A 25,681-nucleotide genomic window follows, 5' to 3' on the forward strand; every position below is an offset into this window, starting at 1 on the left:
TCGCGCAATTATTTCAACACCCGCTTTGTCTTGTCAAGGCGGGAAAGATGCCTTGACAAGACAAAGCGGGTGCGAAGGCGCTTCGGATCGGGGTGGGGAGGGGGGTCTGGGTGCCGCCCTGGTTGCGTGCGTCCGCTTTGGGGTTGAGGGCAGGGTGGTCGGGGTGGTTGGTGACCTGGGTGCTGGCTGGGGTTGTTCAGGTGGTGCGGTGGGCCGTGGCCATCAGGGTCAGGTACGCCTTGGTGACCGTGCCGCCGTGGCTGTCGATCAGGGAGCCGATGCACGCCAGCAGGCCGGACTGCTGCGCCGGGGGCAGGGCCCGGTGGTTCGAGTAGGTGAGCAGCAGGTCCAGGTACTCGTCCGTGGTGTAGGTCTGTTCCCACGGGTAGCCGTGGAAGGTCACCGGGCCGAAGCGGCCCGAGGCGTCGAACTCCGTGCTGTCCCTGGGGATGTCGGCCGCTGGCTGCTGGCGCAGGTTCGGCGGGGTGTCGGGGTCGAAGCGCTCGTAGCAGCGCTGGACGTCGACGAAGAAGTCGGTCGTGCCGCCCAGGACGTGGTGGGTCGAGATGACGGCCAGGGAACCGCCGGGGCGGAGGGCGTCCGCCGACTTCGCCACGCGGATCGCCGGGTCGATCCAGTGGAACGCCGTCGCGGACAGGACCAGGTCGAACGGTTCCGCTGGCAGCGGCCACTCCTCGAACGGGGCCGCCACGACCTCGGCGTTGCGGAAGGCCGCGAGGTTGCGGGTGGCCACGGCCGCCATGGGCGGGCTGAGTTCGACCGCGGTGACGTGGCGGCCCTGCCGCGCCAACGGGAGCGTGGCCTGGCCGGTGCCCGCGCCGATCTCCAGGACGCGGTCACCCGGCGGGAGGTCCGCGAACAGGGCGGGCGGGTACGTGGGGCGGGCGCGGTCGTAGCGGTCCGGGTCCTCGCCGAAGATGGCGCGGAGGGGTTCTCTGGTCACGTGCCCAGGATGGCCGCCAGCACGGCCTCCGTGTCGGACAGGTCCGCCAGCACGACCGTGGCGCCCGCTTCGCGCAGCTCGTCGACGGTGAAGCGGCCGGTGGCCACGCCGATCGCCGTGGCCCCGTGGTGCAGGGCCGCGGCGATGTCGAGCGGGGTGTCGCCGATGACCACCACGTGGTCCACCGGGAAGTCGTGGCCGTGCTTCTCCGCGGCCAGCCGGATCGCCTCGACCACCAGGGCCGGGCGCTGGTCGGAGAGCGAGCCGTAGCCGCCGATCTCGAAGTCGACGTGCGGGTCCAGACCGTAGGCGGCGAGCTTGTACCTGGCGATCTCCACGAGGTTGCCGGTGACGACGCTCTGCACCACGTCCGGCTTGTCCGCCAACGCTTCCAGCACTTCCGCGGCGCCCGCGAGGACGTGGCCCCTGGTGGTGAGGAGGGGGTGTTCGCGGTCCGCCACGGCGATGAGCTCGCGGTGCAGGGCGGCGATCAGCTCGTCGGTCGGGTCGAGGTCGTGGAGGGTGAGGAGTTCGCGGGAGATCGCCATCTCGGTGCGGCCGGGGAAGCTGGGGACGTGGGCCAGTTCCACGCCCGTGGCCGCGTGCAGCGCCACCTGGTACCAGCTGTGGCCCACGCCCTTCGCGTTGACGAGGGTCTGGTCGATGTCCCACAGCACCAGCGTCTTCACGCTCACCCCTGCTTCAGCGGCTTGATGGAGTCGATCACGGCCTGGAGGTCGCCGTCGCGGACCGGGGCGGGCGCGCTGGACGGGCCGCCCTCCAGGTCGCCGTTGGACATGAACACCAGCATGTTCTTCTCGCCCTGGAACACGGCCACCTTGATGGCGCCCTTGGTCGCCAGGCAGTCGTTGCCGGTCGTGGTCACGACCGAGTCGACCTGCACGCCGGTCAACGCCGTTCCCTTGATCGTCAACGGTTTCGGCTCGCCGATGGCGGGGGTCGCGGTGCCGGACTTGTAGTACTGGGCGCTCAGCTTGGCGGCGATGTCCTTCGCCGTCGCGCCGGGATCGGCCTTGTCCACGAGGACGCCGCCCGCGTTGCCGCGGTTGTAGGTCTTGCCGCCGCAGTCGTAGTCGCCGTAGGTCGTGATGCCGATCAGCTTCGCGTCCATGCCCTCGATGGGGCCGCTGAAGTCGTACGGCTTCCACGCCTCGGGCGCGTCGTAGCTGACCGCGAGCGCGGTGACCTTCAGGCAGTTCCAGCCCGCCGCGTGCGCCTCGCAGGCCGCCGCGGTCTTCGCGGACGTGGTCGGGTCCGGCGAGGTGGTCTTCGGCGTGGACACCGTCGTGACGGCCTGGTCGTCGGACTTGCGCGTGACCAGGAACGCGGTCACGCCGCCCGCCACCAGCACGAGCAGGACGACGGCCGCGATGATCGGCCACCGGGACCGCTTCGGCGGCGTGGGCGGGCCGCCGGAGAACACGCCGAGACCGCCGTACTGCGACTGCTGCTGGGGGAAGCCACCGGTCGGCGGGTACTGGGGCTGCCCCCAGCCGCCCTGCTGGCCTCCCCAACCGCCCTGCCCGTCCCCTGGATGCGTCACGGTCCGAACCTACCTCCTGGACGTTAATTCATCGTGCGTTGACTTTTTTGCCGCGGCGGACGTAGCCTTCGGCCAATAATTCAACGTTCGATGAGATCGAGGAGTCGTCATGGCTCAGCGCCCTGCCGTCCTGGCCGTGCTCGCGGCCGTCGCCGGAGCCGTGGTCGCGCTCGTGCTCGGCCTGCTCACGTTCGGCGTGCAGGCGACCGCCCACCCGCACGGCGTTCCCCTCGCCGTGGCGGTCGCCGCGGACGCCCCACCGCAGCTCAAGGCCGTCGGCGACCAGCTGGCGGGCACCCCGTCCGACGAGGTCGCCTGGCGGGTGGCGACCCCGGCCGACGCCCGCGCGCTGCTGGCGTCCGACGAGGTCTACGGCGTGCTGGAACTGGCGCCCGGTCGGGCGGGCGTCGTGCTGTCGGGCGCGGTCAACCCGTCCGGCACGCAGGTCGCCCAGCAGGTGCTCGGCGGGGTCGCGCAGAGCCTCGGGCTGAAGGCCGACGTGGTGACGCTGAACCCGGCGAGCGCCGCGGGCCGCACGGCCCCGCTGGCCGCGAGCGCGCTGCTGTGGATCGCCGGGCTCGCCGCGGGCGGGCTGTTCACCGTGCTGGCCAAGAGGAGCGGGCCCGGCGCACGGCTGCTGGGGGTCGCCACCGCGACCGTGCTGAGCGTCGGCGTGGTCGTGGGCCTGCTGCGGCTGTGGGACTCCACCCTGCCGCTCGGTGCCGACGTGCTCGGCTTCCTCGCGCTGGTGGCCGCGGCGTTCGCGCTGCTCCAGGCCGGGCTGTTCCGGCTGCTCGGGGTGCGGGCCATGGCCGTGCTCGGGCCGCTGTACCTGATGGCCCCGGCCGTCGCGGGCCAGTCGCCGGAACTGCTCGACCCGACCTACCGGGCGCTGCTGTGGTCGTGGACGCCGTTCCGCTTCTCCAGCGAGACCCTGCGCGACCTGCTCCAGGGCGGCGACGTGAACGCCACCGCCCTGTGGGTGTTCGGCGTGATGGCGGTCGTCGGCCTCGCCGTGGTGCTGCTACCCGGCAAGGAAGCTGAAGCGGACCTTGCGGACGGGGTTGTCGACGTTGGTGTCGACGAGGCAGATCGACTGCCACGTGCCGAGCGCCAGCACACCGCCTAGCACCGGGATCGTCGCGTACGGCGGCACCAGCGCGGGGAGCACGTGGTCACGACCGTGGCCGTGGCTGCCGTGCCGGTGCCGCCACCGGTCGTCGGCGGGCAGCAGCTTCCGCAACGCCGCGAGCAGGTCGTCGTCGCTGCCCGCGCCCGTCTCCAGCACGGCGAGGCCCGCCGTCGCGTGCGGCACCCACACGTGGAGCAGGCCGTCGCCGTCCACGTCCGCGAGGAACCGCTCGGCGGCGGAGGTCAGGTCGTGGACGACCTCCTCCGAGCCCGTCCTGATCTCGATCTCTTCGCTGCGCACCCGTCCACGGTAATGCGGGTGCGACCGGCGCACCGGTGGGGCACGATCGTCGGCATGATCCACACCGCCGTCGTCACCGGCGCCAACCAGGGCATCGGAGCCGCCACCGCGAAAGCGCTGGCCCAGCAGGGGATCAACGTCCTGATCACGTTCCTGCGCTACCAGCCCGACCCCGACCCGAGCACGCCGGAGGCCTACTTCACCAGCCGCAACTCCGGCGCGGACGAGGTCGTCGAGGTCATCACCGCGCTGGGCGGCCGCGCGCACGCCGTGGAGGCCGACCTGGCCCGTCCGGAGACCGCGGCCCAGCTGTTCGACGAGGCGGAACGGGTCTTCGGGCCGGTCGACGTGCTGATCAACAACGCCTCCGGGTGGGTGCAGGACACGTTCCTCACCGAGGACACCGACCAGCTCGGCCGCGCACTGCGGCCGGTCACCAGCGGCACGTTCGACGCGCAGTTCGCCGTCGACGCCCGCGCCACGGCCCTGCTCATCGCCGAGTTCGCCCGGCGGCACATCGCGCGCGGCGGCAACTGGGGCCGGATCGTCAGCCTCACCTCCGGCAGCCCCCAGGGGTTCCCGAGCGAGGTGTCCTACGGCGCGGCCAAGGCGGCGCTGGAGAACTACGCCATGTCCGCCGGCGCCGAGCTGCTGGGCCACGGGATCACCTCGAACGTCGTGCACCCGCCGGTCACCGACACCGGCTGGATCAGCGACGAGGTGCGGTCCCGGTTCAGCGTGGCCGAGGCGGGCGAGGTGGCCGACGTGATCGCCTTCCTCTGCTCGGACGCGGCCCAGCGGGTGACGAGGAACGTGCTGCGGATGGCGTGAACCGGTGGGTAGTGTCGGTCCCATGCGTACCGCGTTCGGTGGGGAGTTCGACGTTCCGCTGGGCTACTTCAACAGCCCCAGCATCGGGATCCCGCCGAAGGCGGTGGCCGACGCGGTCGGGGAGGCCGTGCGGCGGTGGGCGAGCGGCGCGGACCAGCCGCCGGTGTTCGACGCGAGCGTGGCGACGGCCCGCGAGGCGTTCGGACGGCTCGTCGGGATGCCCGTCGAGCAGGTCGCCATCGGGACGTCCGTGTCGCAGCTCGTGGCGGTCGTGGCGGCGAGCCTGCCGCGCGGCTCGCGGGTGCTGGTGGCGCGCGGCGAGTTCACCAGCCTCACGTTCCCGTTCGCGGCGCTCGGCCACACCGTCACCGAGGTGGAGCTGGACGAGCTGGCGTCGGCCGCGGACGGCCACGACCTGGTGGCGGTCAGCGTCGTGCAGTCCGCCGACGGTCGGATCGCCGACCTGGACGGGCTTCGCGCGACCGGCGTGCCGGTGCTGCTGGACGCCACGCAGGCCCTCGGCTGGCTGCCCCTGGACGTCGGCTGGGCCCACTGGGTGGTCGCGGCGGGCTACAAGTGGCTGCTGTCGCCCCGCGGGACGGCGTGGCTGGCCGCCCGGCCCGAGGCGCTGGAGACCGCGATCCCGGTGAACGCCAACTGGTACGCGGGGGAGGACCCGTGGGCCACGGTCTACGGCCTGCCGCTCCGCTTGGCGTCCTCCGCGCGAGCACTGGACACGTCACCCGTCTGGCTGGCGCAGGTCGGCGCGGCGGTCGCCCTGCCGTGGCTCGCGTCACAGGACCTGGCTGCGGTGCGCGCCCACGACATCGGGATGGCGAACGAAATCCTCACCGGTCTCGACCTGCCGCCCACGAACTCCGCGATCATCGCCATCGACCGCCCGAACGCGAAGGAACGCCTGGTCAAGGCCGGTGTGACCGCCAGCGTCCGCGCGGGCAAGGTCCGGCTCGGCTGCCACCTGTACACCACGTTCGACGACGTCGAAATCGTGCTCAAAGCGCTCTCGTGACCGTCGTCGGATACCGTTTCGTCCTGTGTCGGCCCCCAAGGAGTCACCCGAAGAGGTGACGCAGCAGCTCCCCAGGATTCATCCCCCAGGGGTGAATGACACTGCCCCGCTGTGGCGTTCGGAGATCGGCAAGCTCGACTCGCTGATGGCCACGAACGCCATGGGGTACCAGCCTCCACCGCCTCAGCAGCAGCCACCGCGCCCGCCCCAGCAGCGCGCCCTGCCGTTCAAGGCGCTCGGCCTAGTCGCCGTCGCGCTGGTGGCCGCGCTGGTGTGGCTGCTGATCGACTCCACCAGCGGCCCAGACAAGACGACCCCGGCCGCGACGACCTCGACCGCCCCGAAGGGCGAGTTCGAGTTCGCCAAGTCAGAGCAGGTGCCCGCGCCGCTCAAGGTCACCGAGTGCGCCGACCACGCCTACAGCGCCACCAAGGACTTCCTCGCGAAGAACCCGTGCGAGAAGCTGGTCCGCCAGCTCTTCACCACGACCCTCGACGACGGCCGCACCGCGTACACGTCCGTGTCGGTCGTGACCATGCGGACCGCCCCGGAAGCCGCCCAGCTCAAGGAACTGACCAGCCGCGACGGCACCGGCAACGTGAACGACCTCGTCCTGGAGGGCGTGGCGACGGTCCCCGACCTGAAGAAGCTCGCGTCCGGCGGCTTCTCCTCCAAGCTGGAGGACCGCAAGGTCGTCATCGTCGAAACGGACACCGTCAAGCACGGCCCGGACGAGGCGGAGCACAACAAGCTGATGAAGCGCATCAGCACCGACGCCTTCCGCCTAGCAGACGACATGACGGGCTGACAGACCCCCTTGTGAGCGACGGCCGCAATCGACGGCCGCAATCGACGGCCGCAAGCGACGGCTGTGTGACTGCCTGACCGAGCACACCAGCCGTGTGACTGCCTGACCGAACACACCTGCCGTGTGACTTCCTACTGGCACGCGTCTGCTGTTGAGAGGCCGGCTTTACTTGGGGGATTTGAGCCTTAAAATTAGTCGGGCTTCCGGCTTCTCCACCTGCCGTTTTGGCCCGACTAAGGCTCAAATCTAGGGGCCCCAAGTCAAGCCGGCCGTCGCCAAAGGCTTGTGGTCGAACAGACCCGCAACCCAAAGGCCGCCCAGCTACCCCACCGCCGTCCCCGGCATCGCCAACGACACCGGCGACAGCCCACCCGTCTTCCGCCACCGAGTCACCCGCACCGCACTAGCGGTCAACGCATCCAACGCACTACGCCGCAGGTCAGCATCCTCAGTACGCTCCAACACCCCTCGCCAAGCCACACACCCGTCCAACTCCACCGCCACCAACGCCGCAATGGCAGACCCCGAATCCGTCACCGGCGCAGGCGGCAGATAAGCAGCCGCAGGCGGCACCGGCTCAGTAGACGCGTCCCGCAGCAACCGCTCCGTGGCATCCCGCCGAGCCCGATGAGCGTTCGCCCCCTCAGCAGTCTGATCCCCCTGCCGAATAAACGCGCTGACCAGCCCATACGTCCACACAGCCGCGTGCTCCGCGGCCAACGCGTCCTGCACGGCCTGCACCGCGTCCCCGGTCGGCTTACCCGCAGCAGCGGAAGACGGCTGACTCATGACATGGCCTCCACCAGGCTGGCGCACCCCGCGACAACGGACCCGAGCAACCCCGCCCGATAACTGGGCACGGTAGCCAGAAGCTCCGTCCCCGCCTTCTGCGCGGCATTGAGAGCCGCCACCACCTCATCCGGCGTCGCACCAGACGGCGGAGGAGGCGTGGACGTGCTGGCCGGAGCAGCAGACGACGACGGCCCACTGGGCCGCGCACGATCCACCTCCGCCTGCAACAGCTTCGCGTGCTCGGCACGGGCGTCGGCGACCTCGGACGCCCCGGCCGCGGTCGCCAGCGCGGCGTCCGCGCGTGCTTGAACCGCCAACTCGGCCAACGGGTCGGGCGGCGGGGGAGCGGGCGGCGGTGTGGTGCACGCGACTGCCAACGGCGCGGAAGCTGCGGCGAGCAGCACCCGGCGTCGGCTGAGCAGCGGACCACGGGATTCGGCGATCACGTGTACCGATCCTGCCAGAGCCGCCGTGATCGACGGTGGCCGTGGAAGGTCTCCGAACGAGATAGTCTGAGCGACCACGACCGGCGAGTGCAGCGTCGGCCGGGGTTCCCATGCCCGTGTACTGCATCCTGAGACTTCTGGGAGTAACCAAATGTCCAGCCCGCCGCGCGGAGACCTCGCCGCGCAGCTAGAACCCGTCGTGCAGGAGGCGGTCGCGGCCATCGGCTTCGACCTGGAACTGCTCGACGTGCATCAGGCTGGGCGTCGCAGGCTGGTCAAGGTGGTCGTGGACGCCGAGCACGGCATCGGACTGGACGAGGTGGCCCAGGCCAGCCGCGCCGTCGCCGCCGCGCTCGACGAAGTCGACCACCTGATGGCAGGTCCGTACACGCTCGAAGTCACGTCTCCTGGCGCCGACCGCCCGCTCACGAAGCCCCGCCACTGGCGGCGCGCGAAGCTGCGGCTCGTCAAGGTCAAGCAGCCCGACTCCGTCGAGTGGTTCGGCCGCGTCGGCCAGGCCGACGACGACGGGGTCGTCCTGCTGGTCAAGGGCGAGCTGCGCCGCGTCGAGTACCGCGCGATCGAACGCGCCGTCGTGGAGATCGAGTTCAAGCCCGCCCCCGTCGCGGAGCTGTCCCTGCTCGAACCCGGACAGCACGACGACGACACCGCAACCGAATCGAAGGAGGAGTCGAGGTGAACGTCGACATCGCTGCTCTCCGCGCGATCGAACGGGACAAGGACATCCCCTTCGAGGTCGTGCTGGAAGCAATCGAGACCGCGCTCCTGACGGCCTACAAGCACACCGAGGGCCACCACGCGCACTCCCGCGTGGAGATCGACAAGAAGACCGGCGCCGTCCGCGTGCTGGCCCAGGACCTCTCGCCCGACGGCGGCGTCGCCGACGAGTGGGACGACACCCCCGAGGGCTTCGGCCGCATCGCCGCGACCACCGCCCGCCAGGTGATCCTCCAGCGCCTGCGCGACGCCGAGCACGAGCGCACCTTCGGCGAGTTCTCCGCGAAGGAGGGCGAGATCATCGGCGGCGTCGTCCAGCGCGACGCCCGCGCGAACGCCCGCGGGATGGTCGTCGTCCAGGTGGGTGACACCGAGGGCGTGCTGCCCCCGGCCGAGCAGGTGTCCGGCGAGACCTACGAGCACGGCTCGCGGCTCAAGTGCTACGTCGTCGGCGTCTCGCGCGGCGCGCGCGGCCCGCAGATCACCCTGTCCCGGACGCACCCGAACCTCGTGCGGCGGCTGTTCGCCCTCGAGGTCCCGGAGATCGCGGACGGCACCGTGGAGATCCCCGCGGTGGCACGTGAGGCGGGTCACCGTTCGAAGATCGCGGTGAAGTCGACCGTGTCCGGCGTCAACGCCAAGGGCGCCTGCATCGGGCCCATGGGAGCCCGCGTCCGCAACGTCATGAGCGAGCTGGCGGGCGAGAAGATCGACATCATCGACCACTCGGACGACCCGGCCACGTTCGTCGGGAATGCCTTGTCACCGGCCAAGGTTGTGTCTGTCACGGTGCTCGACGAGCGTGCGAAGACGGCGCGCGTCGTGGTGCCGGACTTCCAGTTGTCGCTCGCCATCGGCAAGGAGGGCCAGAACGCGCGGCTCGCCGCGCGGCTGACCGGATGGCGCATCGACATCCGCAGTGACGCCGAAGCGGCGCCCTCCGCACCCGCCGGGGCGACCGCGTCCGGTTCGGCTGAATGAGCTGTAGGGGATAGACTACTCAGTGGTTGAACGTCGGGGATCGGTTGCAACGCACATCGGCCCAGCTCGTACGTGCATTGGATGCCGCGCTCGGACGTTGCCCTCCGAGCTGCTGCGCGTGGTGGTGGTGGACGGGACCCTGGTCCCGGACACCCGCCGACGGTTGCCGGGTCGGGGCGCTTGGTTGCACCTTGATCTCGATTGCCTCACGAACGCCGAACGGCGACGAGCGTTCCCCAGGGCCCTCAGGGTCCAGGGTCCGCTCGCCGTCGATCGCGTGCGCGAGCACCTCGAGCAGCATGAGAAGGCCGCGGGAACGTCCCGCGGCGAGGAGTAGGGAAGCAGGTCGACCCGTCATGAGTCAGCCGTGAAGCTGAAGACATGAACGCGCGACGTTAAGACGAGGTCGACGGGACTGCCGCCGGCCTCATCAACAGAGGAGTCCAGTGGCAGGGAAGGCCCGTGTGCACGAGCTCGCGAAAGAGCTCGGCGTCACCAGCAAGGAAGTGCTCACGAAGCTCGCCGACCAGGGCGAGTACGTGAAGTCCGCGTCCTCCACGGTCGAGGCCCCGGTGGCCCGCCGTCTGAGGGACGCCTACTCGAAGACCGATGCGAAGCCGAAGCCGGCAGGCCGTCCCGGCCCGCCGAAGCCGTCGGCCCCCGCGCCGGCCCCGTCCGTCCAGTCGACGTCGGACTCCAGGTCCGACGCCAAGCCCGCCGTGCCCGGTCGCCCCGGTCCGGTCCCCGGCCGTCCCGGCCCGATGCCCGGTCCGAAGCCCCCGGCCCCGAAGCCCGCGCCGCAGCCGGTCGCTGCCCCCGCGCCCGCTCCGGTCGCCCCTGCGGCGAAGGTCCAGCAGCCCCAGGCCCCGGTGGCTCCCGCGGCCGCCGCGCAGGCCCCGTCGGCGCCCGCGCCGTCCCCCGCGCAGCAGCAGCCGCAGCGCCCCGCCGGTCCCCGTCCGGGCCCGCGCGTCGTGCCGCAGCAGCAGCCCGCGCAGCCCGCGGCCCAGCAGAGCCCGTCCGTGGTTCCGCCGAAGCCGCAGTCGCCGAAGCCCGCCGGACCCCGTCCGCCGCGGCCCGGCAACAACCCGTTCGGCGTCGGCGGTGGCGCACCCGCGCCGCGTCCGTCCGGCCCGCGTCCGGGCGGCCAGCCCGGTGGTGGCCAGCCCGGTGGCGGCAACCAGGGTGAGCGCGACAGCGGTGGCTCGAACGACCGCCGTCCCTCGTCCAAGCCCGGCGACAGCCGTCCGGCCGGTCCCCGTCCCGGCGGTTCCGCCGGTTCCGGCGGCCCCCGTCCGAACCCCGGCTCGATGCCTCCTCGCCCGAACCCCGGCATGATGCCCGGTCGTCCGGCGCCCGCTCCCCGCCCCGGTGGTGGCGGCGGTCGTCCCAGCCCTGGTGGCGGCGGTGGCCGTCCCGGTGGCGGTGGCGGCGGTGGCGGTCGTCCCGGTGGCGGCGGTGGCGCCGGTGGCGGCTTCCGTCCCGGTGGCGGCGGTGGCGGCGGCGGTGGCTTCCGTCCCGGCGGCGCCGGTGGTGGCGGCGGTGGCGGTGGCGGCGGTGGCGGCTTCCGCCCCGGTGGCGGCGGCGGTGCCCCGGCCGGTGGTGGCGGCGGTTTCCGCGGTCGTCCCGGTGGTGGCGGTGCCGGTCGTGGTGGCACGGCGGGCGCCTTCGGTCGCCCCGGTGGCCCCGCGCGCCGTGGACGCAAGTCCAAGCGCCAGAAGCGCCAGGAGTACATGGACAACATGCAGGCACCCTCGGTCGGCGGCGTTCGCCTGCCGAAGGGTTCCGGCGAGGTCGTCCGTCTGCCCCGCGGCGCGTCGCTGACCGACTTCGCCGACAAGATCAACGCCAACCCGGCCTCGCTGGTGCAGGTGCTGTTCCACCTCGGTGAGATGGTCACGGCCACGCAGTCCGTGTCGGACGAGATCCTGGAGCTGCTCGGCTCCGAGATGAACTACCAGGTCCAGGTCGTCTCCCCCGAGGAAGAGGACCGCGACCTGCTGGGCACGTTCGACATCACCTACGGCGACGACGCCGGTGGCGAGGAGGACCTGGTCATCCGACCGCCGGTCGTCACCGTCATGGGCCACGTCGACCACGGTAAGACTCGCCTCCTCGACACCATCCGCAAGACGAAGGTGCACGAGGGCGAGGCCGGTGGCATCACCCAGCACATCGGCGCCTACCAGGTGCGGACCGAGCTCGAGGGCAACGAGCGCCTCATCACCTTCATCGACACCCCCGGTCACGAGGCGTTCACCGCCATGCGTGCCCGTGGCGCGACGTCCACGGACATCGCGGTCATCGTGGTCGCGGCCGACGACGGCGTCATGCCGCAGACGGTCGAGGCGATCAACCACGCCCAGGCGGCAGGCGCGCCGATCGTGGTCGCGGTGAACAAGATCGACAAGGAGGGCGCGAACCCGGACAAGATCCGGCAGCAGCTCACCGAGTACAACCTGGTGGCCGAGGAATACGGTGGCGACACCATGTTCGTCGACATCTCGGCGAAGCAGGGCATCAACATCGACGGTCTCCTCGAGGCCATCCTGTTGACCGCCGACGCCTCGCTCGACCTGCGGGCCAACCCGAACATGGAAGCGCAGGGTGTCGCCATCGAGGCGCACCTCGACCGCGGCCGTGGTCCGGTTGCCACCGTCCTGGTCCAGCGCGGCACGCTCCGCGTCGGCGACTCGATCGTCGCCGGTGGCGCCTACGGCCGTGTCCGTCGGATGGTCGACGAGCACAACGTGGACGTCATCGAGGCGACCCCGTCCCGCCCGGTGCAGGTCATCGGCCTGACCTCGGTGCCCGGCGCCGGTGACACGTTCCTCGTCGTCGACGAGGACCGCGTGGCCCGCCAGATCGCCGAGCGCCGCCAGGCACGCCAGCGCAACGCCATGAACGCCTCCAAGCGCAAGCGGGTCAGCCTCGAGGACCTGGACGCGGCTCTGAAGGAGACGAACCAGCTCAACCTGATCATCAAGGGCGACAACTCGGGTACCGTCGAGGCACTCGAGGACGCGCTCATGAAGATCGAGGTCGGCGACGACGTCGAGCTGCGGGTCATCCACCGCGGCGTCGGTGGCGTCACCGAGGGCGACATCAACCTCGCCATCGCCGACAACGTCATCGTGTTGGGCTTCAACGTCCGTGCGGAGGGCAAGGCCACCGAGCTGGCCAACCGCGAGGGCATCGACGTCCGCTACTACACGGTGATCTACCAGGCGATCGACGAGATCGAAGCGGCCCTCAAGGGCATGCTCAAGCCGGAGTACGAAGAGGTTCAGCTGGGCCGCGCGGAAGTCCGCGACGTGTTCAAGTCCTCCAAGGTCGGCACGATCGCGGGTTGCATGGTGCTGTCGGGCGAGATCCGCCGCAACGCGCGGGCCCGCCTGCTGCGCGACAACAACGTCATCCAGGAGAACCTGCCGATCAGCTCGCTGCGGCGGTTCAAGGACGACGCGACCGAGGTCCGCGAGGGCTTCGAGTGTGGTCTGACGTTGGGCAACTACAGCGACTTGAAGGTCGGCGACATCGTCGAGACCTTCGAGATGCGCGAGAAGCCCCGCGCCTGATAGTCGAGGGTGCAGGTGCGGGGCCGTCCTTCCGGGCGGCCCCGCACCTTTGCCCGCTACCCCCGTGGTGATGCCCGTGTTCGTAGGATCACTCGAGCTGGACCTGTTGCTCGGCGACGTCCACTCGTTGAAGGAAAAGCGTTCCGTGGTCCGGCCCGTCGTGGCGGAACTGCGGCGCAAGTTCGAGGTCTCCGCGGCCGAAGCCGGTCATCTGGACCTGCACCGCCGCGCGTTGATCGGGGTGGCGGTCGTCGCGGCGGACGCCTCCCATGTCAGGGATCTGCTGACCTCCTGCGAACGACTGGTGGCCTGCCGACCCGAGGTTGAACTGCTCTCCGCCAAGCACAGGTTGCTTGGGTCGGAGGACGAGTAAAAGAGGAGAACGCCGTGGCCGATCAGGCACGGGCTCGCAAGCTCGCCAAGCGGATCTCGCAGATCGTCGCGTCGGCGATCGAACACGAGGTCAAGGACCCGCGGCTCGCTCGGGTGACCATCACCGACACCAAGGTGACCGGCGACCTGCACGACGCCGTCGTGTACTACACCGTCCTTGGTGAGAAGTTGGACTCCGAGCCGGATTACGCCGGGGCCGCCATGGCGCTGGAGAGCGCCAAGGGCGTGCTCCGCAGCATGGTGGGGGCGCAGACCGGGGTGCGGTTCACGCCGACCCTCGCCTTCATGACGGACACGGTGCCGGACGAGGCCCGGCGGATGGAGGAGCTGCTCGCCAGGGCTCGCCACCGGGACGAGAAGGTCGCGAAGATCGCGATCGGCGCCGAGCCCGCCGGTGAGGCGGACCCGTACAAGGCGCCGCGCGAAGCCGACGCCGAGGACGACGACCTCGTGGACGAGGACTCGTCGAAGAGTTGAGCCATGTGGTGACGGGCCGATCCCTGGAGGGGTCGGCCCGTTGTCGTACCCGCCGCGAGTGACCACCTGCACAGATTTCGGCGGCACCGAGCCGGGTGGCGGAGTTACCGTGTCGCGGTGCCCCAAGACTTGACTGCCGAGCTGGCCGCGGCCGCCGCCGTCCTCGCGACCGCCCCCGATGTCACGCTGCTGGCCCACGTGAACCCCGACGCGGACGCGCTGGGGAGCGCGTTGGCGCTGGGACTGGCCCTGCACCGGCGCGGTGCGGCTGTTCGGGTCTCCTTCGGAGCGCCCGCCGAGGTGCCGGAGACCCTGCGGGGGCTGGACGTCGCGGGGCTGCTCGTGCCCGCGGGCGAGGTGCCCGCCGTGCCGCCGGTGCTGGTGGCGTTGGACGCGGGCAGCGTGGGCAGGCTCGGACCGCTGGGCAACCGGGTGGGCGCCACGAGCGAGGCCGGTGGCCAGGTCGTGGTGCTCGACCACCACGTGTCGAACCCCGGTTTCGGGACCGTCAACGTCGTCGACGACGAGGCCGAGGCGACCGCGCTGGTCGTGCTGCGCCTCCTGGACGTGCTGGGCGTGGAGGTCGACGAGCCGATCGCCCGCTGCGTCTACGCGGGTCTGGTCACCGACACCCGGTCGTTCCGGCACGCCAGCGCGTCGACCCACCTGGTGGCCGCCCGGCTGATCGACGCCGGGGTGGACGCGGAGGCCGTGGCGCGGCCGTTGATGGACAGCCACCCGTTCGGGTACTTGAACATGCTGGCCAAGGTCCTCGGTCGGACCACTTTGGACCAGGAGGCCGCCCACGGGCTGGGACTGGTGCACGCGGTGGTCACGCTCGACGACTCCAGGGGCCTGCGGCCGGAGGAGGTGGAGAGCGTGGTGGACCTGATCCGCACGGCCCAGGAGGCCGAGGTGGCCGCCGTGCTGAAGGAGTTGCGGCCCCAGACGTGGTCGGTGTCGTTGCGGTCGATCAGCAAGGTCGACGTGCGCGAGATCGCCCAGCTCCTGGGTGGTGGCGGGCATCGGCGGGCCGCCGGGTTCACCGCGAAGGGGCCCGCCGAGCAGGTGCTGGCCGACCTCGTGGAAGCGCTGTCGCGCGCGTGACCGACAACGACCGCGTCCCGCCCCGGCGGGTGCTGGCCTTGGCCGTCCCGGCACTGGGCGTCCTGGCAGCCGAACCGCTCTACGTCCTGGTCGACACGGCCGTGGTGGGGCACCTGGGGGCCTTGCCGCTGGCAGGGTTGGCGTTGGGCGGCGTGATCCTGTCGCAGGTCGCCGCCCAGCTCACGTTCCTCGCCTACGGCACGACGTCCCGCGCCGCGCGGTTGCACGGCGCGGGGCGGCGCAAGGAGGCCGTGGAGGAGGGCGTCCAGGCCACCTGGCTGGCCCTGGGCGTCGGTGTCCTGCTGATCGCCTTGGGGCAGGTGCTCGCCGGGCCGGTGGCCCGGCTGCTCGCGGGTGACGGGGCGGTGGCCGACGCCGCCGTCGGGTGGATCCGGATCGCCCTGTTCGGGGCTCCGTTCATCCTCGTGACGCTGGCGGGCAACGGGTGGATGCGCGGGGTGCAGGAGACCGCTCGGCCGCTGCGGTACGTGTTGCTGGGCAACGGGTTGTCCGCCGTGTTGTGCCCGGTGCTGGTCTACCCCGTCGGGCTGGGGCTGGAGGGGTCCGCCATCGCCAACGTGGTGGCGCAGGTCGTGTCCGCGAGCCTGTTCTTCCGCGCGCTGTTCGCCGAGGACGTGGCGTTGAGGCCCGTTCCGGCGCTGATGCGCGCCCAACTGGGGCTGGGACGGGACCTGATCGTGCGCAGCCTGGCGTTCCAGGCGTGCTTCGTGTCCGCTGCCTCGGTGGCGGCGCGCACGTCGATCGCCGCCGTGGGCGCGCACCAGGTGGTGCTCCAGCTGTGGATGTTCCTCGCGCTGGTGCTGGACTCGCTCGCCATCGCGGCGCAGGCCATCGTCGGCGCGGCGCTGGGCGCGGGGGAGCGGGTCAAGGCGCGCAGGTTCGCGTGGCAGATCACCGGGTACGGGCTGGTGTTCGGGATCGGGCTGGGGATCGTGTTCGCCGCCGTGGCGGGGGTGCTGCCGAAGGTGTTCACCACGGACCCCGGCGTGCTCGCCGAGATCCCGCACGCGTGGTGGTTCTTCGTGGCGTTGCAGCCGATCGCGGGTGTCGTGTTCGCGTTGGACGGCGTGCTGCTCGGGGCCGGTGACGCGGCCTTCCTGCGCACGGCGACGCTGCTGTCGGCCGGGATCGGGTTCCTGCCGCTGATCTGGCTGTCGCTGGCGTTCGACTGGGGCCTGGTCGGGATCTGGACCGGGTTGTCGCTGTTCATGCTGCTGCGACTGGTCACGCTCGTGCTGCGCACCCGCTCGGAGCACTGGTCGGTGGTGGGCGCGGTCCGGTAGGTGGGATGTGTGCAGGAGCACCACCGCATTTGGTTACCACTTGGCAACGATCTCCGATGTACTGGGTGGACCGACTACCCGGAGGAGCGTGTGCCTTGCCGGTCGATCGCGCCACGAAGCAAGCGTGGCTGATCTGGACCACCGCCATCGTCGTCTACATCGCCGCTCTGTTCCACCGCACGTCGCTCGGCGTCGCGGGACTGGAAGCGAGCGAGCGCTTCGGGGTAGGACCCGCCGCGCTGGGCACCTTCACAGTGCTCCAGATCGGGCTCTACGCCCTCATGCAGATCCCCACCGGACTCCTCGTGGACCGCTTCGGCCCGCGCCGCGTCCTCACCGCCGCCGCCCTGATGATGGGCCTCGGCCAGACCCTCTTCGCCCTCGCGGACACCTACCCGCTCGGCCTGGCCGCCCGCGCCGTCCTCGGCGTCGGCGACGCCATGACGTGGGTCAGCGTCCTGCGCCTGGCCGCCGCCCACTTCCCGGCCCGCCGGTTCCCGATGATCGTCGCGATCTCGTCCGTGCTCGGCGGCGTCGGCAACCTCGTCGCCACGGTCCCGCTGACGCTGCTGCTCGGCAGCGCCGGGTGGACGTGGACGTTCCTGTGCGCGGGCCTGGTGACCGGCGCCTACGCCCTGGTGGCGTTCCGCAGGCTGCGTGACGTGCCCGTGGGTGTCGTCGTGCCGGTGCTGGAGCCGGAGTCGGCGCGCACCGTGCTGCGGAAGGTCGCCACGGCGTGGCGCGTCCCCGGCACCCGGCTGGGCTTCTGGACGCACTTCTCCACCATGTCCACGCCCGCCGTCCTCGGCCTGCTGTGGGGTTTCCCGTACCTCGTGGAGGGGCAGGGGATGTCCCGCGCGGGCGCGAGTTCGCTGCTCAGCCTGCTGGTCGTCGGCGCGATCGTGTCCGGACCGGTCCTCGGCGGGGTCATCTCCCGCAAGCCGGAGCTGCGGATGCCGATCGCGCTCTGGTTCCTCGGCGCGACCGTCGTCGCCTGGACCGGCCTGCTCGCGTGGCCGGGCGGTGTCGTGCCGACGCCGTTCGTCGTGGTGGTGTTCCTGGTGCTGTCGCTCGGCGGCCCGATCTCCGGCATCGGCTTCGCGCTCGCCCGCGACTACAACCCGATGCACCGCGTCAGCACGGCCACCGGCGTGGTGAACGTCGGCGGCTTCGCGGCCGTCACGACGTCCGCGCTGGCGGTCGGCGTCCTGCTCGACCTCTGCGACGGCCTGCCACCGGCCCAGGCGTACCGGATCGCGTTCCTGTCGATGGGCGCGACCCTGCTGCTGGGGTTCTGGCGGACGGCCGTCTGGTGGCGTCGGGCGCGCACGGCGGTGTTCGAGGCCGAGGCGCGGGGCGAGGACGTGCCGGTCCAGTTGCGGCTCAGGCGATGGGACGCCTACACCGCAGCCTAAGATCCTCGCTCGTGTCCGCAACTCCTCGCCAGCCCCGTCCCTCCGTCCCGCCCGGCCTGGTCGTCATCGACAAGCCGGACGGCATGACCTCGCACGATGTGGTGGCGCGCGTCCGCCGCATCCTCGGCACCCGCAAGGTGGGCCACGCGGGCACGCTCGACCCGATGGCCACCGGCGTCCTCGTGCTCGGCATCGAGCGCGCCACCAAGCTCCTCGGCCACCTCGCGCTGGACAGCAAGGCCTACCTGTCCACGATCTCCCTCGGCTCGTCGACCACCACCGACGACGCCGAGGGGGAGGTGCTGTCCACTGTGGACGCCTCCGCCGTGCCCGAGGACGACATCCGCGCGGGCGTCGCGAAGCTGACCGGCCCGATCCAGCAGGTGCCCAGCGCCGTGAGCGCGGTCAAGGTCGACGGCAAGCGCGCGTACGCCCGCGTCCGCGACGGCGAGCAGGTCGACCTGCCCCCGCGGCCCGTCACCGTGCACCGCTTCGACGTCCTGTCCATCCGCCGCGAGGGCGCGACGACCGAGCTGGACGTCATGGTCGAGTGCTCGTCCGGCACGTACGTCCGCGCGCTGGCCCGCGACCTCGGCGCGGACCTCGGCGTCGGCGGCCACCTGGCCGCGCTGCGCCGCACCCGCGTCGGCCCGTTCGACCTGCGGGTCGCCCGGACGCTGGAGAAGCTCGAGGCCGACCCCGGCCTGTCCCTCGACCTGGACTCGGCCGTCGCCACCGCGTTCCCCCGCCGCGAGATCGACCCGGCCGAGGTGGTCGCGCTGTCCCACGGCCAGCGCCTCCCCGCGGGCGGGTTCGACGGCACCTACGGCGTCTTCGGCCCCGACGGTCACGTCGTCGCGCTGGCCAAGGACGAGGACGGGGTGGCCAGGTCGGTGGTAGTCCTGTCCCCGGCGGGCTGACTAGCGTTGACGGGCATGGCGAGATGGGTGTGGCCGGCGGTGACCGGCGTGGCCACGTCGGCGACCGGGGTGGCGATCAACCTGGCGACCGAGTGGCGCGACGACCCGTGGGCGTGGGTGGCGGTGGTGGCCCTCACCGGCCTGGGGGTGGTGGCCGCCCTGCGCGTGCAGGCCACGCCACCTCCTGAGGAGGAGAAACCCCGGAAGGTGCACAACGAGGCGCCCGGCCCGGTCGGCGGCCCGCTGATCCAGTCGGGCTCCATCGGCACGGTCCACACGACCGTGAACCAGACGGCCACCGCGCACGGCGGCAGCACGATCCACCAGGCCGGTCGGGACATGACCGTGGAAGAGCCTCCGCAGCCCTAAGATGCTCTTCCCAGTTGTTTGCAGGCACGTCCGGAGCGATGAGCACCCTTGACCGAGTCGTTCGACCAGCACGCCGCGGGATCAGGCGGTGCTCGCATCTACCAAGCGGGCGGTGACCTGCGCGTCGGACTGGAGCAGCGGCCCGTGGAGCCGGGACTCATCTCCATCGCTCCACCGATCGGACGGCTGGGCACTCAGGTTTACGGGCGCGACGACCTGGTGGCTGACGTGGTCGAGCACCTCGGCGGTCGGGTCGTCGCGCTCCACGGTGCGGGCGGCTACGGCAAGACGACGGTCGCTCTCTCCGTGGTCAGGGAAGTGCGCTCGTCCTCGGTCGTGTGGTGGGTCGACGCGACCACCGCGACGAGTTTGGGTGATGGACTGCGCGAAGTCGCGTTGAACGCGGGAGCGAAGTCCGAGGACGTCGCTCGCGCCTGGTCCGGCCAAGCGTCGGCTCCCGACCTCCTGTGGCGAGCCCTCACGGCATTCTCCGAGCCATGGTTGCTGGTCATCGACGGTGCTGACGACGCGCAGCTCCTGTCCGCCGCCGGTGCTCGTGTCAGCGACGGGACCGGCTGGGTGCGAGTGCCGTGCGAGGGCGGCGCGTTGCTGGTGACGACGCGGGATCACTCTCCTGACACTTGGGGACCGTCGGTGTCCCTTCGTCCGGTCGCCGTCCTCGAGCCCGCTGACGGCGCCGCGCTGCTCGAGGACATCGCTCCGTGCGCCGGGACCGTCGTCGACGCTCTCAGACTCGCCGAGCGCTTGGGCGGCCTGCCGCTCGCGCTCAAGGCCGTCGGCCGATATCTCGTCGTCGCGCGCGAGGCTCCGGACCTGCCGGGTTCGCGACTTGCCCGAACGTTCGCCGAGTATCTGGAGTCGCCGGAGAGCTGGATCCCGGAGTTGGCGGTCACCGCGTCGCACGGTGTTCCGGATCGGGAACTCTTGAACCGAACGTGGGAGCTTTCGTTGGACCTGCTCACCGCGCGAGGTTTGACGATGGCCCGGCCGCTGTTGCGTCTGCTGTCACGGTTCGCCCAGGAACCGGTTCCCCACTTCCTGCTGGACGATCGCGTGCTCAGCCGTTCCCCCGTTTTTGGGAATCCGACGTCGGCTGGCCTGCGAGCGACTCTCAAGGGACTGAGCGACCTTCAGTTGCTGGACACGGTCCCGATAGTCCATCCATTCCTGATCCACGAGAACGGCGATCCGGTCCAGCAGCAAGGCGCGGTGCTGCATCCAGTCGTGCGAGACGTGATGCGCAGTGGAACTGACGAGTCGGACGAGCAGTCGTACAGGCAGGCCTGCATCGCGTTGTTGGACTCCGCCGCCCAACAGCTGGATCCGGACAAGCCGGGAAGCTGGTGGCACTGGCACGCGCTGCTGGTGCACTGCGACGCGCTGCCGGAGTGGACGGCAGGCCTGGACCGGGCCTCCGACGGCTCGGAGCACCCGGCACTCGTGCTCGCGCGAACGTCATTCCGGGCTGCGGAGTTCTGCCTCTTCAGCGGGCTGCACGCACAGGCGTTCGAGTTCTACAGCCACGCGTTGAGCGTCCGGAAACGCATCCTCGGTCCGCAAGATCCGGATACCCTGGAAGTCCACTGGGGGATTGCTCGCGTTTGGTTCGGCCAGCACGAATACGACGCGGCTTACGCCGAGCTCGAGGACTTGCTCGAGGTGGGACAAGGGGTCCCAGGAACCGGTGATTTGATCATGGTCGAGGCCGGGCGACTTCTGGAGCGCCTTCGGATACTTCGGGAGAATCCCTCGAACGGTTGAATCACGACGACGGGCGGGCGTGACCACCCGCCACCAGCGGCCCGCCGTGCCGGAGCCGTAGGCTCTTGCCCGTGCAACGCTGGCGAGGACTAGATCACCTACCGGGCGGCTGGGGTCGTTGCGTCGTGACCATCGGCGTGTTCGACGGGGTGCACAAGGGGCACCAGGCGCTCATCGGCCGGGCCGTCGAGCTGGCCCGCCAGCGGGGTGTGCCGAGCGTCCTGATGACCTTCGACCCGCACCCGTCCGAGGTCGTCCGGCCCGGTTCGCACCCGGCGCAGCTCACGACGCTGCGCCGCCGTGCCGAACTGGTGGAGCAGCTGGGCGTGGACACGTTCTGCGTGCTGCCGTTCACCCTGGAGCTGTCCCGCGTGCCCGCCGACGAGTTCGTCCACGAGGTGCTGGTGGAACGCCTGCACGTGGCGGCCGTCGTGGTGGGCGAGAACTTCACCTTCGGCCAGAAGGCCGCGGGCAACGTCGACCTCCTCCGCCACCTGGGCCAGAGGTTCGGCTTCGTCACCGAAGGAGCGGATCTCGTGACCGACACCCAGCCGGGGGACAACGCCGTGACGTTCTCCTCGACCTACATCCGCGCGTGCATCGACGCGGGCGACGTGACCGCCGCCGCGGCCGCGCTGGGCAGGCCGCACCGCCTGGAGGGCATCGTGGTCCGGGGCGACGGGCGGGGCAAGGAGCTGGGCTTCCCGACGGCGAACCTGTCGATGACCCGGTTCGCCGCGGTCCCGGCGGACGGCGTCTACGCCTGCTGGTTCGTGCACTCGTCCGGCCGCAGGCTCCCGGCCGCCGTGTCGGTGGGCACGAACCCGACCTTCTCCGGGCGGGAACGCCGGGTGGAGGCGTTCGTGCTCGACGTGGACGAGGACTTCTACGGCCAGCGCGTGGCGCTCGACTTCGTGACCCGCGTCCGGGGGCAGCTCAAGTTCGACAGCAGCGACGCGCTCGTCGTCGAGATGCACCGCGACGTGGAGAAGGTCCGCGCGTTGTTGGACCAGGACGCGTCGCAAGGGTGAAAGCGCCCTTGCGAACGCCCCCGTCCTGGCAAGATGCCTCCAAGGAAGAGTAAAAGCGGGACAAGGAGAGGCGCTGCGGGTGGAGGACCACAAGATCGTCCAGCGCAACATCGCGTTGCAGCGCGAGTGGTACGGGGAGCCCCTGGGCGACCGGGTGCGCCGCCTGGTGGTCGCCTTCCGCGTGTCCCAGGCCCAGCTCGCCGACGTGCTGGGGATCAGCGCGCCCATGCTCAGCCAGGTCATGTCGGGGCGGCGCGCGAAGATCGGCAACCCCTCCGTGCTGGCCCGGATGATCATGCTGGAGCGCAAGGTCCTGACCCCGGACGTGGCGACCGGAGCGCCGGACGCGCTCCAGCGGGCGCTGGAGGACGTGCGGCTGTCCAAGCCGACCGTGAGCCGCGACTCGCTGCCGGTCAACGCCGCGGACACCGAGGCGATGGTGCTCTCGGGCCTGCGCCGGATCGTGGACCGGCGGGAGCTGTCGCAGGCCGCGGACGTGCTGGCCGACGACTTCCCCGGCCTGGCCGAACTGCTGCGGCGGGCGGCCAAGGGTCGCTAAAACGGGTGGACCTCGGGTCCGTCCTGCTCCACACTGGTCCCGTGCCGCGGTTCGGTGCGGTGTGGTCGAGCACTCCGACCGTCCTCCACGGAGGGGTGCCTGGTAGCCTCGACAGTTGGGTCTGGCTGCGTTCCGTGGCGGCTACGACCGACTAACCCCATCCGGATCTCTGGTGGGGCCGCACGGAACCGAACACGCACAAGGAGAACCACCTAGTGGCACTGACCGCTGACCAGAAGAAGACCATCCTGACCGAGTACGGCGTCCACGACACGGACACCGGCTCCGCCGAGGCCCAGATCGCGCTGCTGAGCAAGCGCATCAGCGACCTGACCGGGCACCTCAGGACCCACAAGCACGACCACCACTCGCGTCGCGGGCTGCTGCTGCTGGTCGGCCGTCGCCGCCGGTTGCTCAACTACCTCGCGAAGGTGGACATCAACCGCTACCGGTCGCTCATCGGGCGTCTCGGCCTGCGTCGTTGACACGCACCGAGGGGGAGTGACCGGTTCCGGTCACTCCCCCTCGGCGTACGACCCGGATCCGGTGTAGAACCGGAGCGGGTAGATCCAAAGAGGAACCACACAGGGCCAGCACGCCGCGAAACGGGACGACCAGTTCGCCGGTCCTCGGTAGTGGTTCCCTGGACGGGCTGAGCGCCAAGGGGCGCTCGCGTAACGCCAGGGGACTTCGATCGAAGACCGGCCTCGTCCGAACCGCGATCCCGCGCCCGAGCGCGCTGCGGCCAAAAGACGAACGAGGAGTTCACTGCATGACTGAAGTAGAGGTCCACGAGACCGCCGCCGTGATCGACAACGGCAAGTTCGGCACCCGCACCATCCGCTTCGAGACCGGCCGCCTGGCCCGTCAGGCCGCGGGTTCCGTCGTCGCGTACCTGGACGACGAGACCATGCTGCTGTCGGCCACGACGGCGTCGAAGCACCCCAAGGAGCACTTCGACTTCTTCCCCCTCACGGTGGACGTCGAGGAGCGCATGTACGCCGCGGGCCGCATCCCCGGCTCGTTCTTCCGCCGCGAGGGTCGCCCGTCGACCGACGCGATCCTGACCTGCCGCCTGATCGACCGGCCGCTGCGTCCGTCCTTCGTGGACGGTCTCCGCAACGAGATCCAGGTCGTCATCACGGTGATGAGCCTCAACCCGCAGGACCTGTACGACGTCGTGGCGATCAACGCCGCGTCCGCGTCGACGCAGCTCGCGGGCCTGCCGTTCTCCGGCCCGATCGGCGGCGTCCGCGTCGCCCTCATCGAGGGCCAGTGGGTCGCGTTCCCGACCTACGAGCAGCTGGAGAAGGCCGTGTTCGACATGGTCGTCGCCGGCCGTGTCGTCGGTGACGACGTCGCGATCATGATGGTCGAGGCCGAGGCCACCGACAACGTGATCGACCTGATCGGCGAGGGCGCGACCGCCCCCACCGAGGAGGTCGTGGCCGCGGGTCTCGAGGCCGCGAAGCCGTTCATCAAGGTCCTCGTCGAGGCGCAGGCCGAGCTGGCCCGCGTCGCGGCGAAGGAGACCGGCGTGTTCCCGACGTACCCGGCCTACCAGCCGGACGCGTTCACCGCCGTGGAGGAGTCCGCTTCCGCGGACCTCGCCAAGGCGCTGACGGTGTCGGGCAAGCACGAGCGCGAAGCGGCCATCGACGAGGTCAAGGCCGCCACGCTGGAGAAGCTCGCCGCCTCGTTCGAGGGTCGCGAGAAGGAGATCGGCGCGGCGTTCCGCTCGCTGAACAAGAAGCTGGTCCGCCAGCGCATCCTGCGGGACAACATCCGCATCGACGGCCGCGGCCTGACGGACATCCGTTCGCTTGGTGCCGAGGTCGCGCTGATCCCCAGGGCGCACGGCTCGGCGCTGTTCGAGCGCGGCGAGACCCAGATCCTGGGTGTCACCACGCTGAACATGCTCCGCATGGAGCAGCAGATCGACTCCCTCACGCCGGAGACGCACAAGCGCTACCTGCACCACTACAACTTCCCGCCCTACTCGACCGGTGAGACCGGCCGAGTGGGTTCGCCGAAGCGCCGCGAGATCGGCCACGGCGCGCTCGCCGAGCGGGCGTTGATGCCGGTGCTGCCCAAGCGCGACGAGTTCCCCTACGCGATCCGCCAGGTCTCTGAGGCGCTGAGCTCCAACGGCTCCACCTCGATGGGCTCGGTCTGCGCGTCGACGATGTCGCTGCTGAACGCCGGTGTGCCCCTCAAGGCGCCGGTCTCCGGCATCGCGATGGGCCTCGTCTCCGACGAGGTCGACGGTGAGACGCGCTACGTCGCCATCACCGACATCCTCGGCGCCGAGGACGCGTTCGGCGACATGGACTTCAAGGTCGCGGGCACCAAGGAGTTCGTGACCGCGCTCCAGCTGGACACCAAGCTGGACGGCATCCCGTCCGAGGTGCTCCGCAAGGCGCTGGGCCAGGCGCGCGACGCGCGGCTGACCATCCTGGAGGTCATGGCCGAGGCCATCGACGCCCCGGACGAGATGAGCCCGTTCTCCCCTCGCGTCACGTCGGTGAAGATCCCGACGGACAAGATCGGCGAGGTCATCGGCCCGAAGGGCAAGATGATCAACTCGATCACCGAGCAGACCGGTGCCGACATCTCGATCGAGGACGACGGCACGATCTACGTCGGCGCGGCGGACGGCCCCTCGGCCGAAGCGGCGATCGACATGATCAACGCGATCGCCAACCCGCAGCTCCCGAAGGTCGGCGAGCGCTTCCTGGGCACCGTGGTGAAGACCGCGGCGTTCGGCGCGTTCGTCTCCCTGCTGCCGGGTCGTGACGGCCTGGTCCACATCTCCAAGCTCGGTGGCGGCAAGCGCATCGGCAAGGTGGAGGACGTGGTCAAGGTCGGCGACAAGCTCCGCGTGGAGATCGCCGACATCGACCAGCGCGGCAAGATCAGCCTCATCGTGGTCTCCGAGGAGACCGCGGCTCCCGAGGCCGCTCCGGCCGACGGTGCGGACGGTGCCGACGCCCCTGTTCCCGCGGAGTCCGCGGCTCAGTGACGATCAGCGACATGGCGGCGGGGGGCCGGGGTGGACGGCGACCCCGGCCCGCCCCGCGACGCACCCCCCCCCCACCCACCAAAAAACCAGCACCCCCGCCCAGACCAACAACCGGGGGACCCCCCCACGCGGCAGCGCGGC

Annotated in this window: 26 protein-coding genes; 20 read left to right on the plus strand and 6 right to left on the minus strand. The window is 70.9% G+C overall.

What is annotated here, in order from left to right:
* Positions 1-196: 196 nt before the first annotated feature.
* From ACFWW9_RS37445 to ACFWW9_RS37455, 3 genes are read right to left on the minus strand one after another with little or no spacing between them, the layout of a single operon-like run.
* Positions 197-964, minus strand: coding sequence for a class I SAM-dependent methyltransferase (locus ACFWW9_RS37445; RefSeq protein ID WP_390387149.1), 768 nt, complete (start codon positions 962-964; stop codon positions 197-199).
* A complete protein-coding gene (locus tag ACFWW9_RS37450) occupies positions 961-1,653 on the minus strand; it encodes an HAD family hydrolase (RefSeq protein WP_390387150.1) in 693 nt (230 codons plus the stop codon). The genes ACFWW9_RS37445 and ACFWW9_RS37450 overlap by 4 nt, the downstream gene beginning before the upstream one ends.
* A 2-nt stretch (positions 1,654-1,655) precedes the next feature.
* On the minus strand, positions 1,656-2,528 hold the full coding sequence (locus ACFWW9_RS37455) for a hypothetical protein (protein ID WP_390387151.1): 873 nt from the start codon (positions 2,526-2,528) through the stop codon (positions 1,656-1,658).
* Positions 2,529-2,637: 109 nt separating this feature from the next.
* Here ACFWW9_RS37455 and ACFWW9_RS37460 point away from each other — a divergent pair, with 109 nt between their 5' ends.
* A complete protein-coding gene (locus tag ACFWW9_RS37460; RefSeq protein ID WP_390387152.1) occupies positions 2,638-3,657 on the plus strand; it encodes an ABC transporter permease in 1,020 nt (339 codons plus the stop codon).
* Here the strand turns inward: ACFWW9_RS37460 and ACFWW9_RS37465 are convergent.
* A complete protein-coding gene (locus ACFWW9_RS37465) occupies positions 3,553-3,960 on the minus strand; it encodes a YjbQ family protein (protein WP_390387153.1) in 408 nt (135 codons plus the stop codon). The two genes, ACFWW9_RS37460 and ACFWW9_RS37465, sit on opposite strands and share 105 nt — an antisense overlap.
* 18 nt (positions 3,961-3,978) lie before the next feature.
* Here ACFWW9_RS37465 and ACFWW9_RS37470 point away from each other — a divergent pair, with 18 nt between their 5' ends.
* From ACFWW9_RS37470 to ACFWW9_RS37480, 3 genes are all read left to right on the plus strand, one after another.
* A complete protein-coding gene (locus ACFWW9_RS37470; RefSeq protein ID WP_390387155.1) occupies positions 3,979-4,791 on the plus strand; it encodes an SDR family NAD(P)-dependent oxidoreductase in 813 nt (270 codons plus the stop codon).
* A 22-nt stretch (positions 4,792-4,813) separates the two neighbouring features.
* Complete coding sequence (locus ACFWW9_RS37475) at positions 4,814-5,821, plus strand: aminotransferase class V-fold PLP-dependent enzyme (RefSeq protein WP_390387156.1); 1,008 nt, start codon at positions 4,814-4,816, stop codon at positions 5,819-5,821.
* A gap of 91 nt (positions 5,822-5,912) precedes the next feature.
* On the plus strand, positions 5,913-6,629 hold the full coding sequence (locus ACFWW9_RS37480; RefSeq protein WP_390387157.1) for a hypothetical protein: 717 nt from the start codon (positions 5,913-5,915) through the stop codon (positions 6,627-6,629).
* A 321-nt stretch (positions 6,630-6,950) separates the two neighbouring features.
* Here ACFWW9_RS37480 and ACFWW9_RS37485 read toward each other — a convergent pair whose 3' ends face one another.
* Positions 6,951-7,418: a ferritin-like domain-containing protein gene (locus ACFWW9_RS37485; RefSeq protein WP_390387159.1), complete on the minus strand. Its 468-nt coding sequence runs from the start codon at positions 7,416-7,418 to the stop codon at positions 6,951-6,953.
* Positions 7,415-7,867, minus strand: a complete 453-nt coding sequence (locus ACFWW9_RS37490; protein WP_390387160.1) for a hypothetical protein — start codon at positions 7,865-7,867, stop codon at positions 7,415-7,417. Before ACFWW9_RS37490 ends, ACFWW9_RS37485 begins: the two co-directional genes overlap by 4 nt.
* Positions 7,868-8,018: 151 nt before the next feature.
* Here ACFWW9_RS37490 and rimP point away from each other — a divergent pair, with 151 nt between their 5' ends.
* The 16 genes from rimP (at position 8,019) to ACFWW9_RS37570 (ending at position 25,540) form a co-directional block, all read left to right on the plus strand.
* On the plus strand, positions 8,019-8,567 hold the full coding sequence (rimP, locus tag ACFWW9_RS37495; protein WP_390387161.1) for a ribosome maturation factor RimP: 549 nt from the start codon (positions 8,019-8,021) through the stop codon (positions 8,565-8,567).
* On the plus strand, positions 8,564-9,586 hold the full coding sequence (nusA, locus tag ACFWW9_RS37500) for a transcription termination factor NusA (RefSeq protein ID WP_390387162.1): 1,023 nt from the start codon (positions 8,564-8,566) through the stop codon (positions 9,584-9,586). The genes rimP and nusA overlap by 4 nt, the downstream gene beginning before the upstream one ends.
* Before the next feature lie 127 nt (positions 9,587-9,713).
* The gene (locus ACFWW9_RS37505) at positions 9,714-9,923 is read left to right on the plus strand and encodes a YlxR family protein (protein WP_390387183.1); all 210 of its coding nucleotides are present in this window, start codon (positions 9,714-9,716) and stop codon (positions 9,921-9,923) included.
* Positions 9,924-10,032: 109 nt separating this feature from the next.
* A complete protein-coding gene (gene infB / locus ACFWW9_RS37510; protein ID WP_390387163.1) occupies positions 10,033-13,161 on the plus strand; it encodes a translation initiation factor IF-2 in 3,129 nt (1,042 codons plus the stop codon).
* 76 nt (positions 13,162-13,237) lie between these two features.
* The gene (locus tag ACFWW9_RS37515) at positions 13,238-13,534 is read left to right on the plus strand and encodes a DUF503 domain-containing protein (protein ID WP_390387185.1); all 297 of its coding nucleotides are present in this window, start codon (positions 13,238-13,240) and stop codon (positions 13,532-13,534) included.
* 14 nt (positions 13,535-13,548) lie between these two features.
* Positions 13,549-14,031 carry a 30S ribosome-binding factor RbfA gene (rbfA, locus tag ACFWW9_RS37520; protein WP_390387164.1) on the plus strand — a complete coding sequence of 161 codons (483 nt, stop codon included), beginning with the start codon at positions 13,549-13,551 and terminating at the stop codon, positions 14,029-14,031.
* A 117-nt stretch (positions 14,032-14,148) separates the two neighbouring features.
* Complete coding sequence (locus tag ACFWW9_RS37525) at positions 14,149-15,138, plus strand: bifunctional oligoribonuclease/PAP phosphatase NrnA (RefSeq protein ID WP_390387165.1); 990 nt, start codon at positions 14,149-14,151, stop codon at positions 15,136-15,138.
* Positions 15,135-16,442, plus strand: coding sequence for an MATE family efflux transporter (locus ACFWW9_RS37530; RefSeq protein ID WP_390387166.1), 1,308 nt, complete (start codon positions 15,135-15,137; stop codon positions 16,440-16,442). Before ACFWW9_RS37525 ends, ACFWW9_RS37530 begins: the two co-directional genes overlap by 4 nt.
* A gap of 56 nt (positions 16,443-16,498) precedes the next feature.
* Positions 16,499-17,857: a nitrate/nitrite transporter gene (locus ACFWW9_RS37535; RefSeq protein ID WP_390387168.1), complete on the plus strand. Its 1,359-nt coding sequence runs from the start codon at positions 16,499-16,501 to the stop codon at positions 17,855-17,857.
* Positions 17,858-17,868: 11 nt separating this feature from the next.
* Positions 17,869-18,777 (plus strand): tRNA pseudouridine(55) synthase TruB, encoded by a 909-nt coding sequence (gene truB, locus ACFWW9_RS37540; protein ID WP_390387170.1) that lies wholly within the window; start codon positions 17,869-17,871, stop codon positions 18,775-18,777.
* Positions 18,778-18,792: 15 nt separating this feature from the next.
* Positions 18,793-19,146 (plus strand): hypothetical protein, encoded by a 354-nt coding sequence (locus ACFWW9_RS37545; protein ID WP_390387172.1) that lies wholly within the window; start codon positions 18,793-18,795, stop codon positions 19,144-19,146.
* 48 nt (positions 19,147-19,194) lie between these two features.
* On the plus strand, positions 19,195-20,928 hold the full coding sequence (locus ACFWW9_RS37550) for a tetratricopeptide repeat protein (protein WP_390387174.1): 1,734 nt from the start codon (positions 19,195-19,197) through the stop codon (positions 20,926-20,928).
* Between the two features lie 71 nt (positions 20,929-20,999).
* The gene (locus tag ACFWW9_RS37555) at positions 21,000-21,959 is read left to right on the plus strand and encodes a bifunctional riboflavin kinase/FAD synthetase (RefSeq protein WP_390387176.1); all 960 of its coding nucleotides are present in this window, start codon (positions 21,000-21,002) and stop codon (positions 21,957-21,959) included.
* Positions 21,960-22,038: 79 nt separating this feature from the next.
* Positions 22,039-22,518 (plus strand): XRE family transcriptional regulator, encoded by a 480-nt coding sequence (locus ACFWW9_RS37560; protein ID WP_390387178.1) that lies wholly within the window; start codon positions 22,039-22,041, stop codon positions 22,516-22,518.
* A gap of 215 nt (positions 22,519-22,733) precedes the next feature.
* Positions 22,734-23,003, plus strand: coding sequence for a 30S ribosomal protein S15 (gene rpsO / locus ACFWW9_RS37565; RefSeq protein WP_390387180.1), 270 nt, complete (start codon positions 22,734-22,736; stop codon positions 23,001-23,003).
* A gap of 287 nt (positions 23,004-23,290) precedes the next feature.
* The gene (locus ACFWW9_RS37570; protein WP_390387182.1) at positions 23,291-25,540 is read left to right on the plus strand and encodes a polyribonucleotide nucleotidyltransferase; all 2,250 of its coding nucleotides are present in this window, start codon (positions 23,291-23,293) and stop codon (positions 25,538-25,540) included.
* The last annotated feature ends 141 nt before the right edge of the window (positions 25,541-25,681 follow it).

This window comes from Umezawaea sp. NPDC059074, assembly GCF_042738955.1.
Taxonomy (GTDB): domain Bacteria; phylum Actinomycetota; class Actinomycetes; order Mycobacteriales; family Pseudonocardiaceae; genus Umezawaea.

Bases quoted from the DNA above. Each gene is read 5' to 3' on its own strand.
- ACFWW9_RS37460 (WP_390387152.1), top strand. From the start codon at position 2,638: ATGGCTCAGCGCCCTGCCGTCCTGGCCGTGCTCGCGGCCGTCGCCGGA.
- ACFWW9_RS37475 (WP_390387156.1), top strand. From the start codon at position 4,814: ATGCGTACCGCGTTCGGTGGGGAGTTCGACGTTCCGCTGGGCTACTTC.
- ACFWW9_RS37485 (WP_390387159.1), bottom strand. From the start codon at position 7,418: ATGAGTCAGCCGTCTTCCGCTGCTGCGGGTAAGCCGACCGGGGACGCG.
- rimP (WP_390387161.1), top strand. From the start codon at position 8,019: ATGTCCAGCCCGCCGCGCGGAGACCTCGCCGCGCAGCTAGAACCCGTC.
- ACFWW9_RS37535 (WP_390387168.1), top strand. From the start codon at position 16,499: ATGTACTGGGTGGACCGACTACCCGGAGGAGCGTGTGCCTTGCCGGTC.
- ACFWW9_RS37545 (WP_390387172.1), top strand. From the start codon at position 18,793: ATGGCGAGATGGGTGTGGCCGGCGGTGACCGGCGTGGCCACGTCGGCG.
- ACFWW9_RS37570 (WP_390387182.1), top strand. From the start codon at position 23,291: ATGACTGAAGTAGAGGTCCACGAGACCGCCGCCGTGATCGACAACGGC.